The following is a 14,090-nucleotide window of genomic DNA, read 5'->3' on the forward strand; positions in this document are numbered from 1 at the left end:
TCATGGCTTTTAACAGTGCAAAAAAACTGGCCGGCAATATCGCCGCCCTCCGCCTTGCCTTGTCGGAACAGGAAAGCTTCAGCGAGGAAGATGTAGCAATACTAAAAAGCTATGCCGGGTTTGGCGGTTTGAAAGCCATCCTGTTTGGTGCCGGCCCGGTGGAAGATTGGGTAGCGCAAAATGCTTCCGCCAACGATTTGCGACTTCACCCTTTAGTGGTGGAGTTACATGAGTTGTTACGTGAAAAGCTTTCTGAGGGGGACTATAAATCTGCGGTCGATGCGATGAAACACAGCATCCAAACGGCCTTTTATACACCTGAACTCGTGCCGGGGGCTTTGTATGCTGCGATGAATGAACAAGGCATCGTGCCAAAGCAGCTTTATGAACCGAGCAGCGGCGCCGGTATATTTATCACGGAAGCGGTAAAGGCCTTTCCGGACTTGCAGGAGATCAATGCCGTCGAAAAGGATATCCTAACGGGCAAAGTGTTAATGGCACTTGCCCTGACATTGCCGGTAACCAGCATCGTTCAGGTACGCGGTTTCGAAGAAACATCGCCGGATGAGAAGGGCAAATACGATTTTATTACGAGTAATATTCCATTTGGAAACTTCCGGGTTTTCGACCCGGCCTATCAGGGAAGCGCGGTTACGGCCAAGATCCATGACTATTTCTTTGCAAAAGGTCTGGATAAATTGGGTGATGGCGGGTTACTGGCCTACCTGGTGACAGATGCTTTTTTAAATACCGCATCAAATTCCCTGGCGCGGAAGCACGTTTTTACTTCGTCAGATTTTATCAGCCTCACCGTATTGCCGGACAACCTGATGAAGGATACCGCGAATACCGAAGCGCCGAGCCATCTGATATTGGTACAAAAGAACGATTTTAAAGAGTCCTTTACGGAAGCCGAGCAATTGCTGATCGATACGGTAGAACAGGAAAACAGCTTCGGTAAGTTTTCTGTCAACGCATATATCAGCCGGCACCCGGAATTGTTGTTGGCCGACAACATTGGCGAAGGGCGAAACCAATATGGCAAAGCCAGCCAGATGATCTGGCAGGATGGCCCGCTGGAGGACTTACGAAAGCCATTAATGGAACAAGTGTCCGAAGGTCTGGCTGCAAACTTTGACCGTGAACGATGGCAGGCTTTACAACAGTGGTTGGCGGCAGAACAAGCTTCCGGCAAAAACCACAACAAAACCGTGCCCAACGCACGGTTTTTTACGTTTCTGCCCGTGCCGGAACTTCCGGCTGCAGACATTTCAACGCAGGGTCAGTTAGGGCTATTTGATGCGCCGACGCTTAACAATGACCAGGCGCAGGGTTATTTATCCGATGTAGACAGGGCATTTGTTGACCCCGCCACCGGCAGGCAGATCAGTACAATACGCACCACGGCACGCCCGGACCATGACAGCGTTGTTTTGGTAACGGCACGCGCCAAGCAATCCGGAAAATACCTGTATAAGCTATTCAGCAATGTGCAGGAACTGAGCTTTTCCAATAAATGGGTGAGTGGAAACACGCTTACCTATGAACTGAAAGCCTTATCTGCCAAGTTAAAGAATTTCGGGCATGATTACCGCTATGAGGGTGACCGGAGTATTGAGGCCGCATTTGAGCTGATGCCTGACCGGCCGGTGCCGTTCACTGCACTCAAACCATTTTACACCCGTGATACGCTGGTGATCCATGAGGGCAAGACCGGGCTGACCGGCTTGATTGAGAATGGCCAGGCTGAATTTAAACCCTTTGAGGATCAAAAGGACAAGGACTTGTTCCGGCTCTATATTCCATTGCGTGACAGCTATATGGAACTGTACGCAAAAGAGGCGGAAACCTTACAGGTGCAGCCTCAGCTGCGTGTTTTACTGACCCGGAATTATGACAACTTTCGAAATAAGTACGGAGACCTGAATAAAGGGAACAATCGCAACCGCATATTACAGGATGCCGCTTTGGGCTTTACAGTGCTTTCCTCCTTGGAACGCCGGGAGAACGATGCCTGGGTAAAGGCGGATATCTTTTATGGCCCTGTGTTTCCACAGCAGGAAAATCTACACACGGACGACCCGGCTGAAGCATTGGCGCGCTGCCTCAACGATAAGGGCTTTGTTAACCTGGATTATATCGGTAAGATGACAGGCTTAGATGATCTTGCCATTATCCGGCAGCTGGATGGTAAAATACTCATGAACCCGGCTAACCGGGCCTGGGAAACCACGGATGGCTATTTATCAGGAAATGTCGTTCAGAAATTAGCTGTTGCCGAACGCGCAGCAGCAGAAAACCCGGAAGATTTGCAAATCGCGCGGAGCCTTGCCGCCATCCGGCGGGTGCAGCCTGAAAAGATCCCATTTGAATTACTGGACTTTAACCTCGGCGAACGCTGGATGCCGCTGCGCTATTATGAACAGTTCGCCAGCGACCTGTTCAGCCTCGATACCCATATTGAATATTTCTCCTCGGTAGATGCTTTCAAGGTTAACTATAAGCACGGCAACGCAAAAACCGATGAAGAATTTGCGATCATGCCGAAATCGGGTATTAAGATGAAGGGTGCCGCCTTACTGGAGCATGCCCTTGAAAACACCAGCCCCTACTTCAGCTATAAGATAGGTTCAGGAGACGATGCCATCCGGCTACCCGATAACGAGGCCATCCAGTTAGGCCATCAGAAGATCGAATCGATCAGAAGCCGTTTTGAAGAATGGCTGCGGGATTTGCCGGGCAGCGAAAAAAATACCATCGAAAACTTATACAATAACACTTTCAATTGCTATGTGCTGCGGGAATATAATGGCAGCCATTTGTCTTTCCCCGGACTTGACCGGAAAGCGTTAGGCATTGACGATCTTTACAGTTCGCAGAAAAATGCTGCCTGGCGCATCGTCCAAAACAGGGGCGCATTGATCGACCACGAGGTGGGCTTGGGTAAAACGCTTACAATGATTGTTGCCGCGCAGGAAATGAAACGGCTTGGTATCGTTCAAAAACCAATGATACTGGCTTTAAAAGCTAACGTCGGGCAGATCAGCGATACTTATCGCAAAGCCTATCCGCAGGCAAAAATATTGGCGCCGGGTGAAAACGATTTTACACCCGTTAAACGGCAGGCGCTGTTTCACCAGATCAAAAACAACAATTGGGATTGCATTATCCTCACCCACGACCAGTTTGGCAAAATACCGCAGTCGCCGGAAATACAACAGCAGATATTCGAGGCGGAACTGGATAATATCGACAACGACCTGTCAACACTTAAATCTTTAGGTGGTGAAATTTCCCGGTCAATGCTCAAGGGCCTGGAGCTACGCAAGACCAACCTGGAAAGCAAATTGAATTCCGTTTTGTATGCTATCGACAACCGGAAGGATACAGGTATCGATTTTCAGCAAATGAACGTCGATCATCTTTTCGTTGATGAATCGCATAAGTTTAAGAACCTGACATTCACCACCCGGCACAATCGGGTGGCAGGTTTGGGAAATATGGACGGCAGCCAAAAGGCATTAAATATGCTTTTTGCGGTGCGTACCCTGCAACAGAAATTTGATGCCGATTTGTGTGTTACTTTCTTATCGGGAACACCGATATCAAACAGCCTGACCGAAATGTATTTGATCTTCAAATACCTGCGGCCAAACGAACTGGAGCGGCAGCATATTTCCAATTTCGATGCCTGGGCCGCTGTGTTTGCCAAAAAGACAACTGACTTTGAATTTTCAGTTACTAACCAGATCATCGCCAAGGAGCGGTTCCGCCATTTCATCAAAGTGCCGGAACTGGCCTTATTTTATAATGAAATTACTGATTACAAAACAGCCAAACATATCAACCTCGATAAGCCGGAATTGGCAGAAACACTGATCGATATTCAGCCCACACCTGACCAGCAGGATTTTATCAAAAGGCTGATGCAGTTTGCTGAAAGCGGCGATGCGACATTGATCGGCAGAATGCCGCTGACGGACGAGGAAGACAATGCCCGGATGCTCATCGCAACCAATTACGCGAAAAAGATGTCTGCCGATATGCGGCTGATTGACCCGGATTACGAAGATCACCCCGATAATAAGTTGAATGTGTGCGCCCGAAAGATCGCTAAAATTTACTACGTGAGTACAGAACACAAAGGTACCCAGATCGTGTTCAGTGATATTGGAACACCGAAACCCAACGTTTTCAATATCTACGATGCGCTGCGGGATAAACTGGTCAACGACTTCAATATTCCGCCGCATGAAATAACCTATATCCATAACTGGACAGACAGGCAAAAACCTGAGTTATTTCGAAAGATGAATGCCGGTGAAATCCGGTTGCTTTTGGGAAGCACCGACAAGGCAGGTACAGGGTTAAATGTCCAGGCCAGGGTCTTAGCGATGCACCATTTCGATACGCCCTGGCGTCCGTCCGATCTGGAACAGCGCGATGGCCGGGGAGCAAGACAAGGCAACTGGCTGGCGAAAAAGTTTTATGAAAACAAGGTGCTCAACTTTATCTATGGTGTCAAGAACTCCCTCGACGCTTACAAGTTCAACCTGCTAAAAAACAAGCAGACGTTTATTTCGCAAATGAAAAACTGCGAATTGAATGTACGGACGCTGGATGAGGGTGCGCTGGATGAAAAAAGCGGCATGAACTTTTCCGAATATATCGCTATCCTTTCAGGCGATACCACTTTGCTTGACAAGGCTAAGGTTGAAAAAAAGGTCGCGCAGCTGGAAGGCTGGAAATCGGCACACTTTAAAGAGGTGGCACGGAACCGCTATAGCCTCGAACGCGCAGAAAAGGAACTGGCTGATGTGAGATCTACGCTGGACGGCTTACAGAAAGATCAGGCGCGGTATGTTAAACAACTGAAACATACGCCTGATGGGACAAAGCTGAATCCGGTAAGTCTAACCGGTTTCGATACGGCTGATTCCGAAGTCTTAGGCAAAAAGATCATTGACACCTACCGCCGTTGGAAACCTGAAAAAGGCCAGCCCGAGGAAAAGCAGATCGGAACGCTCTACGGATTTAATTTATATATCCGTCAGCAGCGCGAAGGTTACGAGGAAAATGGTTTGTTCCAGTACCGCCTGCAAAACCATTTATATGCAGAAGGGCCAGGTGGAATTAAATACCAGTCAAACGGCGGGCATCCCAACATAGACAATCCAAAATTGGCGGCGCGGTATTATCTGAATTCGATTGATAAGGTTGGCGGTTTGCTTGAAAATTATGAAAAAAAGGAAGCCGAATTGTTAAAGGAAATACCAACCCTGAAGGAATTGAGTCAGAAAACTTTCGAGAAAGAAGCCGAGATCACCGAACTACGGGTTGAGCTGCGCAGGCTGGAAAATGAGATCGCGGCAAAGATCAGGGAAACACAAATGAAGGCTATTCCGGGCGACAAGGAAGACGAAACCGTTGAGAAAACGCTGGACCATTCGGAAAATCTCAGGCCTCTAAGGTTGCCAAATGTTACCGGCATCGACTATTCCGGCGAGGCTTTAGGCCGTTAATCGCCATTTTATTTAATACAAGTAAGGCGAGTTTGCTTCATCTTTTTTAGCAGTCAAATGATATGGAAGAACGGCGTCAGCCCTCCCTACATACCATTAAAAAACAATTAATTTATGGAGGAAACTCACGAGCAGCATAAGCTGCACGGTTTTATGCAGTGCCTGATTTATCTGTCCATTGCGCTCGAAGCCGCCATCTTTGTTTACAAGCAGGCCCCGTTCTGGGGCTTTTTTTATGGCCCGATTGAAAAGTTAAGCCATGTATTTATTTACCAGCATTTATTATACAGCAAGCTGGCTACGCTGTTGCTGATCTGCCTGGTGAGCATAGGCACGCTGGCTAAGAAGAAACAGGAACTTGATCCGAAGAAGCATATCCTATATCCGCTGACTTTGGGATTGATCTTGTTTTTTGGAAGTGCATTTCTTTATGGCAGGGATTCAGGACTTGCGTTTGTTTTTACTTCCTGGTACAACTTAGGCTATATGCTCTGCTCGCTTTTTGGCGCGATCATGCTGAGTGTTTCCATGGATAATGTTTCCAAGATGATACGCTCCGGCCTGGGCAAGGACATTTGGAACGTGGAAGGCGAAAGCTTTATGCAGCCGGTAAAAGCGGTTGTTACCGCTTATTCAGTCAACATTCCCATGCAGTTTTATTATAAGGGTAAAGTTCGTGCTGGTTATATCAATATCGTTAATCCTTTCCGGGGTACGATCCTGATCGGTACGCCGGGTTCGGGTAAGTCCTTCGGCATTGTAAATCCTTTTATCCGGCAGATGATCGCCAAAGAGTTTTGCTGCTGTGTTTATGATTACAAATACCCGGACTTAGGAAAGATCGCCTATTACCATTATCTGCTGGCGAAACAACAGGGTAAATGTGTGGGTTTTGATTTTCATGTGATCAACCTGAATGATGTCGAACGCAGCCGGCGTACCAATCCCTGGCGGGCTGACTATCTGCGTTCGCTGGCCGATGCGTCCGAGGGTGCGGAAGGATTAGTAGAAGCCATGAAGAAAGGCGACAAATCAGGGGGCAGCGATCAGTTCTTTACGCAGTCCGCCATCAATTTTTTGGCAGCCTGTATTTATTTTTTTAGTAAATATGAAGGCGGCAAATATTCCAGTTTCCCGCATGTGCTGTCATTTCTTAACCATTCCTACGAGGATATTTTTAATACACTGTTTTCAGAGCCGGAGCTGGTTTCCTTATTGTCGCCTTTTAAAAGTGCCTATGTTACCAAAGCCTTTCCGCAACTGGAAGGACAGATCGGTACACTGAAGATTTTCATTTCGAGGTTGGCAACGAAAGAAACCTTTTGGGTGTTTTCGGGTGATGATTTTAACCTGAAGATTTCGGACAAGGCGACACCGGCGATGGTCGTACTGGCTAACGATCCAAATACCCAAAATATCAATTCAGCGTGCTACTCAGTTGTCATGAACCGACTGACCAAACTGATCAACAGTAAAGGCAACCTGCCATCGGCTTTGATCATTGACGAAATTCCAACTTTATACACTTATAAAATTGAAAATCTTTTGGCAGTTGCCCGGAGTAATAAAGTGGCTATTTTGATGGGCTTGCAGGAACTGCCGCAATTCAATCAACATTATGGAAAAGATACCGCTGCTACCATTACTTCCGTTGTAGGCAATGTGCTGGCCGGCTCGGTCCGAAATAAAGAAACCCTGGACTGGCTGGAACGTTTGTTTGGTAAGAATAAACAGATCGGCGAAAGCCTGTCCATCGACCGCAACAAGACCTCCACTTCCTTACAGGAAAAGTTAGAACCGCTGATACCTGCGGGTAAAATGGCTTCACTCAATACCGGTGAGATGGTAGGGCTCATTGCAGCCGATGTACAGGAAACTTATACCGGCCGCTTTGAAACTTCGGCGATCAACTGTAAGGTGAACTTATCCAAAAAGGAACTGGAAGCTGAAGAGGCCGGTTACCGTGACCTGCCGGTGTATTACGATTTTAATGGCCGCAAGGAGGAAATCCTTCGCGGGAACTTCCTGCGCATCAATAGCGAAGTCGAGGCTGTGGTTGCTGCTTTCCGGAAACCCATACCGCAGGTACAGGTGCTGCCAAAAGCTAAAATGTCTAAATCCAATTAGAACCCTGAAAAAATTAATGATGACTGATGACCTGAAAGGGACTTTTGTATTGGTTCATCCTGAACTCCCGTATGACCCGGCGAACAAGCAAAATGAGATCGGCAGTATTACGCACAGTGATTTGTCGAATGATGATGTGTTTGTCAGCTTCGGCGATGAGCCTGCGCTGTATGAACCCGATGCGTTGCTGGTGTTAATGCCAATGGAACAGATCCATGCGAACCTGGCAGAGTTAGCCTACGAAACAACTTTTCGTGACCTGAAATCACTGACACAGATTGACCTTTTCCTTCGCTATGGTTCTGACAACAAGGAATTTATGGCTCTAGAACTCGCGCGGGATAATAAAAATATTCAGCCTTTATGCCTGGAGAGCCTCGGCGAGCAGATCAGGCGGAGCCTTTCTCAATACCCGGAGCGATGAACGTGCTTTATTTATGCTGCTGCTTCTTTCTGCCGTTAAAGCACATGCAGTTAACATCTGCTTACGGCTATCGCATACATCCCGTTACCGGTAACTACGCATTTCATTCCGGCGTTGACCTTAAGGCCAGGCATGATACGGTCTTTTCTGTATTGGAAGGCCGCGTGACGTTTATGGGCTATGATCCGATAACCGGCGTTCATATCCGCGTCAAAAGCGGTGATTTCGAATTACTGTATGGCCATTTGTCACAGGTCTTTGTGCTGGCTGGTGATTCGGTTCATGCGGGGATGCCGTTGGGCATTACTGGTGCAACCGGACGAGTCACAGGTGAGCACTTACACTTTGCTGTCCGTTACCGGCAGGCAGCCATCAATCCCCTCAAATTCTTAAACAGCTTATCATATAATCTTAACAAATAAAAATAAGGAGAAAACCAATGAGTACACCTTTTAAACCCCTGTCCGAACAGATCGCAGGAAAAATGATCGCGGACATCAAAGCCGGAACTTCAGTTTTTCATCGGCCAAACAACAGTATTAATTCAGCGCTGCCCTTTAATATCGAAAGCGGCCACCGCTATGCCGGGCCATCTGCATTGGTACTGCTGATGCAAAAGCGGGACGATCCACGATGGGGCACCTCTAACCAGGCGAACCGCAATCACACTGCCGTATTAAAAGGCTCGACCGGCACCCTGATCAATTTTATGTCCAGCTACGAATACCAGAAAGTAGTCGACGAAAAAGGCGAGCCGGTGATGAAGGATAACGGCAAACAGCGTACCGAACGGGTAAAGCTGGATGAACCCAAACAGGTGGAGCCTGGCTTTTTAACGGCGAGCAGATGCGTAAGCTACCTAAATGGGAAAAAGAGCCGATGGATTTAACGCCAACCGACCGTGCCCAGCAAATACTGGACCATGCGGGCGTAGCTATTGAAAACGGCGGCGACGATATGTTTTATGAACGGCAGACCGATACCATCATCATTCCAGACAAGGAACAGTTTGCAAGCCCGGAACAGTATTATGCCGAAGCACTGCATCAATTGGCGCACCGCAGCTACCAGCAGGAAGGCTTAAACCGCGACGGTGATTTACGCGCGGGTGAAATGGTAGGCGAAGAATTGCGTACGAACCTCGCTTCGCTGTTTATCAGCAAAGAGCTTAACCTGCCTTATGACCTTAATGACCACGTTGGCTATTTAAACAGTTGGTCGGTGCTGATGAAAGAAGACCCGGCTGAATTATTTAAAGCTGCATCTGATGCGCAAAAGATCGTCGATCAGGTTTTGGGCTTTGAGCAGCAGGTTGCTGAAAAGGAAGAACTGGGAACTGAAAACGATTTGCCGGAAAGCAGGCAGCAGGGCGATAGTCCTGAAGCGCAACACGAAGAGCCAAAGTTTAACCCCGAACGTTTGACCAAGGGAGAGATCATTCCGCATAACGGCACAGAATTCAAAGTACTGGCCGAGTTGAAAAACAACGTTTACAACATGCAGGATTTGGGCGATAAGCGAAAGTTCAAAATGAGCTCGGATTCCGGCTTGTTCGCTTCATTGATCGAGGCCCGTAACAATTCGCAGGAGATCAGCACCGGCATGGACGTGGAACATGAAGTTGCCGAAACCGAAGAAATTAATGAAGCCGAAGAAATTGATAATACTTACCAGATGCAGCGTTAAAAATGATCAGGCAACAATATAATCTCCAGGATCTGCCAATGGCAGACCTGGAACGTATCGGCCTTGCGAAAAAAGGCCAGCTGAGTTTGGACGAGGATGATTTGAATGCCATGTTATCGGGCAGGCGAACTGATATGTTAAGGCTCGAAAATTTGCAGGCCGATGGAATTCATATTCCTGCGTTGGATGCAAAGCTTTCTTTACGGCCAAACGCGGAGGGTAAATTAGATTTGCTGGTGCATCCGATTTACAAAGACATCGAGCCGCCCTATTACCTGACTGCTGAAGAAGCGGAGCAACTGGAAAAGGGCGAGAAGGTGAATATTGACAAGGTGATTGTCGATAAGGATGGAAAAGCCAAAGAGGTTTTGGTGGAGTTTGACCGGGACACCAATGAGTTTATCATAACCGATACCGAGCAGATTTTAGCGCCGGAAGAAATTAATGGATTGCCGCTTACCCCGCAGCAGAAAGAAAAGTATCGTAAAGGACAGGAAGTGGAAACCGATGATGGCACGACCATCCAGTATTCAGCAAAAGACAAACACGGTGTTCGTTCAGACAGGCTTGCCCTTATTGCTTCTGTCTTAATAGATGGGGGTGTATCCTATATACTCTTTAAAGGCTTAAACGCCCTGTTCAACAAGCCGCAGAAAAAAGAGCCCGGCACAAATTATCATAAGGCCATTGAAAAGCTTAAAGCGGAGGGCATTAAGGTAGATCAGCAAAATACGCCTGATAATGATGCCGATGAGGAACGTGCCGAAACGGTAAGCCGCTGATGCATGCTTATCTAAGCCGTTTAGGTATCAGGCCGGATGTTCAGGAATTTTTTGCGCCTTTTTATTCAGGTGATCCTAATGGTGATTTGATTTTTTGGCATGGCAAAGAGGCTGAACATTTCGGTCTTGGCTTTCACCGGGTTCCGTTATCGGCTGGTCTATGGTTGGCCGGTAACCTTAATTTATCGCAGGTAAGACAAGTTATCATTTCCGGCTGCGCCCTTGACGCGGTTTCCTGGCTGAACAAAAAAGCGGCATACCTGCCTCATTTCGACAACTTACTATTCGTATCCACCGGTGCCGGGATAACGCAAGAACATATCCTTTGGGTAAATGCTCAGTTGCAGCATAAGGAATGCTGCCTGATCAATAGCAGGGATCTGACAGGTGCGATGGCTGACCTGAAACTGGCTTCGGCAATCAGGAACCAGCCAGCAGAAATTTACTTCCTTGAAGGAAATGTGGAGGTGCAGTTTCGTTTGCGCGCTTTTTCTTTCAACCAGGAAAATTTCAGCCTCAATGCTTTCGAAAAAGCTGCCCGCTTCCGCTTTGGTGTGCGTACCGAAAAGCCCAAAAAGCACCTGACTTTTTTTGATGAACTGAAGGCGGAAGCCTTTTTTACTTTTAATCTTAATTATGGAAACCCCTGAAATTATTCAATTAAAGCCTGCGGGTGTATTTGCTTTTTGCAAAATATGCCCGTTCATCATTTGTGCCATTGGTTTTCTGCTGCTGGCCTGGCGGTGCTGCCCTTTACTGATCTGGCTCAGCCTGATGAGCACGTTGCTGGCGGGTTACCGTTTTGCATATATCCGAAACATACGCTATGAGATCAGCCCGGAAATTATCCGTATCAGCCGTGGCCTGTTCTTTAAACGGATCGACCAGGTAGAGCTTTTTCGCGTGAAAGATTATATTTTAACGCGGCCTTTACTATTGCAGCTATTTGGATTAATGGATCTTGAACTGAAAAGTACCGACCCGGTAAATCCGGTGATCTGGCTGCATGGAATTCCTTTTTCCGATCTGGTTGATATTATAAGGGATCGTGTTCAGGAAGGTCGGCAGCACAACAGAATTTATGAGATCAATTAAACTTTTTGATAAAAATCTTGTCTAATTACTAATTAATTTAGTATATTTAGGACTCGAATTCAGGTGTTTCCTTGAGCTGATGTGCTTGCCTGATCATTTGTTCACCAATTGTTAAGCTCATGAAAACCTTCGTTTATTTAATCTTTACCTGCTTTATTTCTACCGGCGCTTTTTACGGCGCACTGTATTCCAAAACACCATTGTTATTGTACGCCGTCGGCTTCGGAATTTGGGCGCTTTTCATTTGGGGACTGAACCGCCGGATGAAAAAAAATGCGGAGCGCCGCGACATGGAACGCCACTTTAATGAGTTTATGCGCGCCAACCGGCATCAACAGCGCTTTTAAAATATTTAATTGTTACTTTCGTTTATTATAAGCAGGCATTTCTTTGCCTGCATTGTGATAAGGTTTAGGTTTTAAGGGGCCGGCAGCGAGTGCTTTGGCCCCTTATATTTTTCATGCCATGGCTAATTATTGTTCGAACAGCGTCCTGTTCCTTGGTGACAGGGAATCCGTTGCCGCAGTACGGGACTTATTTGTTAAGATCGAACTGCACCAGCACATGACTGACACTTACCATTTGCCGGATTTTGTGAAAGCTGAGGATGGTTGTATGTGGGACATTTATGATTCCGAGGGCTGGCTGAATTACGAAACCCGGTGGTCACCAAACCTGGAAGTGCTGGAACAGATCGCCGAAAAATATAACGTAAATTTCATTTGTCATTACGCCGAAATGATGAGCGGTATCTGGGGCGAAGCGGTCTATCATAACGGAAAACTGACCTCAGTTGACCGAAACAAGTATGATAAGCAGGCTTCTCCCGACCATAAGCTGAATGCCCTGCGCCAGCATCAGAAATACCTGATCAACAAATTCTTATTCTCCGGAGATGATCTGCCCGAACGCTGATGGTTTCTACCATCTATTTCCGTCCACTTCTTTTTCATTCGTCCGAAACTCCCGTTTCGGCCGCTCAAAGCCCGAGGGCCTTTGTTCTTCATCCGCTTCCTTAAGCGCAAGCTTTCTCCCGAAGATCTCTTTATCGTTAAGCGCTGTAAGCGCCGCCTTAGCCTGTTCCCTTACCGGCATCTCGATAAATCCATATCCCTTTCTTTTTCCTGTTTCCTTATCGGTCAATAATTTCACAGATGCTACCTGCCCGAATTGGGTCAGCATCTTTTTGATTTCCGCCTCCTCCAGTTTGTGCGGTACATTAGCAATAAAAATCTTCATCCGATAGCGTGTTGTTCTTCACTCGTAAATTTATTAATTTTATACTTGAAATGGAAGCGCCTTTCGATATCGAGTATGAAGGATCGCCCGCCAGGGTGAGTGAACATGAGTTGCAGGAAATGCGCATCTTTCGTATAACATTTACCGGTCCGCGTAAGCCGCTGGTGATCACCGTAGCCGAAACGCCCGGCGGCAAGAAATGGTGGACATCCGTACCGCAGGGACGGCAAAAAGAGGCAGAAGAAGTTGGCAGGTTAATTGCGGACTATATCCGGGCAAAAAGAAAGGAAAAAGGTTAAGCTATGTGTTATTACAACGGGCAAAAAGTTACCAGGGCGGAATTTATCAAATTAAAGGCGCTCGAAAAGGCTGTCAGCAGATATGACTTCTTAAACGTGGGCGTACATAATGGGTTCAATTATGCACCCTGCGCTATTCTGGTACAAAGCGAGGACGGAAAAGATTTTGATATCGTGCAGGCGGAATGGGGATATGTTCCCGGCTATATCAAAACGCGCGCGGAAGCCAATATCTTCCGTGCGAAATATACGACCCTGAATTTTAAGTCTGAGAACCTGTTCGTGAAAGAGGACGGAAAGCCGTCGATGTGGGCTTCGGCTGCGCGGAACCGCCGCTGCCTGGTGCTTTCTACGGGTATCGTCGAATCGCGGCACATTCCGAAAATTGGCAAGAAGGGACAGGAACTGAAAGAAACCATTAAATACCCTTACCAGGTGAGCGTAAAAGACCAGGAATATTTTTTTATGCCGGGCTTATACAATGAATGGCTCGACCCGGAGACCACCCAGTTTGTAAATACGGTGGCCATTGGCATCACCAGGGCCAACGACCTGATGAAACAGATCCATAATACCAAGCTGCGCATGCCTACCATATTAACGGAAGACCTTGCCTGGGAATGGCTTATGGAGAAACCCAGCGAAGAAAGGTTGCAGTTGATTGCGCGCACGCAAATCCCGTCACGCTTATTAGAATATTGTACCATTGACCCGGATTACCGGAAAGCGCTGGAGGCTACGCCGCGTGATTTCGATGAGTTGCCAGCACTGAATACTTCCTATCTGTATCGTGAAGAACTGGAATTCGATCACTGGCCAGCCCCTGCATTCGAGCCGGAACCGGCAGAAGAGCAGGGAGTTATGAGTGAGCAAACGGTGATAGCCGGTCGTCCGGGAAACCTGACGCTTTTTTAAG

General features: G+C 47.3%; 14 protein-coding genes. 13 read left to right on the plus strand and 1 reads right to left on the minus strand.

Annotated features, from left to right (window positions below):
• Nucleotides 1–2: 2 nt before the first annotated feature.
• From DIU38_RS16235 to DIU38_RS16285, 11 genes are all read left to right on the plus strand, one after another.
• Complete coding sequence (locus tag DIU38_RS16235; RefSeq protein WP_112654603.1) at nt 3–5,522, plus strand: helicase-related protein; 5,520 nt, start codon at nt 3–5, stop codon at nt 5,520–5,522.
• Between the two features lie 114 nt (nt 5,523–5,636).
• Entirely contained in the window at nt 5,637–7,649 is a 2,013-nt protein-coding gene (locus tag DIU38_RS16240; protein ID WP_112654602.1) for a type IV secretion system DNA-binding domain-containing protein, read from the plus strand.
• A 19-nt stretch (nt 7,650–7,668) separates the two neighbouring features.
• Entirely contained in the window at nt 7,669–8,073 is a 405-nt protein-coding gene (locus DIU38_RS16245; RefSeq protein WP_112654601.1) for a hypothetical protein, read from the plus strand.
• Nucleotides 8,074–8,117: 44 nt separating this feature from the next.
• Nucleotides 8,118–8,495 carry a M23 family metallopeptidase gene (locus tag DIU38_RS16250; RefSeq protein WP_167516200.1) on the plus strand — a complete coding sequence of 126 codons (378 nt, stop codon included), beginning with the start codon at nt 8,118–8,120 and terminating at the stop codon, nt 8,493–8,495.
• A gap of 17 nt (nt 8,496–8,512) precedes the next feature.
• The gene (locus tag DIU38_RS16255; protein ID WP_112654599.1) at nt 8,513–8,962 is read left to right on the plus strand and encodes an ArdC family protein; all 450 of its coding nucleotides are present in this window, start codon (nt 8,513–8,515) and stop codon (nt 8,960–8,962) included.
• Nucleotides 8,920–9,759: a zincin-like metallopeptidase domain-containing protein gene (locus DIU38_RS16260; protein ID WP_112654598.1), complete on the plus strand. Its 840-nt coding sequence runs from the start codon at nt 8,920–8,922 to the stop codon at nt 9,757–9,759. Before DIU38_RS16255 ends, DIU38_RS16260 begins: the two co-directional genes overlap by 43 nt.
• A 2-nt stretch (nt 9,760–9,761) precedes the next feature.
• Entirely contained in the window at nt 9,762–10,541 is a 780-nt protein-coding gene (locus tag DIU38_RS16265) for a DUF4099 domain-containing protein (protein WP_112654597.1), read from the plus strand.
• On the plus strand, nt 10,541–11,191 hold the full coding sequence (locus DIU38_RS16270) for a hypothetical protein (RefSeq protein ID WP_112654596.1): 651 nt from the start codon (nt 10,541–10,543) through the stop codon (nt 11,189–11,191). Before DIU38_RS16265 ends, DIU38_RS16270 begins: the two co-directional genes overlap by 1 nt.
• Nucleotides 11,178–11,636, plus strand: a complete 459-nt coding sequence (locus DIU38_RS16275; protein WP_112654595.1) for a PH domain-containing protein — start codon at nt 11,178–11,180, stop codon at nt 11,634–11,636. Before DIU38_RS16270 ends, DIU38_RS16275 begins: the two co-directional genes overlap by 14 nt.
• A 119-nt stretch (nt 11,637–11,755) precedes the next feature.
• Nucleotides 11,756–11,983, plus strand: coding sequence for a hypothetical protein (locus DIU38_RS16280; protein ID WP_112654594.1), 228 nt, complete (start codon nt 11,756–11,758; stop codon nt 11,981–11,983).
• Between the two features lie 118 nt (nt 11,984–12,101).
• The gene (locus DIU38_RS16285; RefSeq protein WP_146750342.1) at nt 12,102–12,551 is read left to right on the plus strand and encodes a DUF1281 family ferredoxin-like fold protein; all 450 of its coding nucleotides are present in this window, start codon (nt 12,102–12,104) and stop codon (nt 12,549–12,551) included.
• A gap of 6 nt (nt 12,552–12,557) precedes the next feature.
• Here DIU38_RS16285 and DIU38_RS16290 read toward each other — a convergent pair whose 3' ends face one another.
• Nucleotides 12,558–12,875, minus strand: a complete 318-nt coding sequence (locus DIU38_RS16290; protein WP_112654592.1) for an RNA recognition motif domain-containing protein — start codon at nt 12,873–12,875, stop codon at nt 12,558–12,560.
• 50 nt (nt 12,876–12,925) lie between these two features.
• Here DIU38_RS16290 and DIU38_RS16295 point away from each other — a divergent pair, with 50 nt between their 5' ends.
• Together DIU38_RS16295 and DIU38_RS16300 are read left to right on the plus strand one after the other, a co-directional pair.
• On the plus strand, nt 12,926–13,174 hold the full coding sequence (locus tag DIU38_RS16295; protein ID WP_112654591.1) for a hypothetical protein: 249 nt from the start codon (nt 12,926–12,928) through the stop codon (nt 13,172–13,174).
• Between the two features lie 3 nt (nt 13,175–13,177).
• Nucleotides 13,178–14,089, plus strand: coding sequence for an SOS response-associated peptidase (locus DIU38_RS16300; RefSeq protein WP_112654590.1), 912 nt, complete (start codon nt 13,178–13,180; stop codon nt 14,087–14,089).
• The last annotated feature ends 1 nt before the right edge of the window (nt 14,090 follow it).

The sequence above is a fragment of the Mucilaginibacter metallidurans genome (genome assembly GCF_003286435.2).
Lineage (GTDB): Bacteria > Bacteroidota > Bacteroidia > Sphingobacteriales > Sphingobacteriaceae > Mucilaginibacter > Mucilaginibacter gossypii.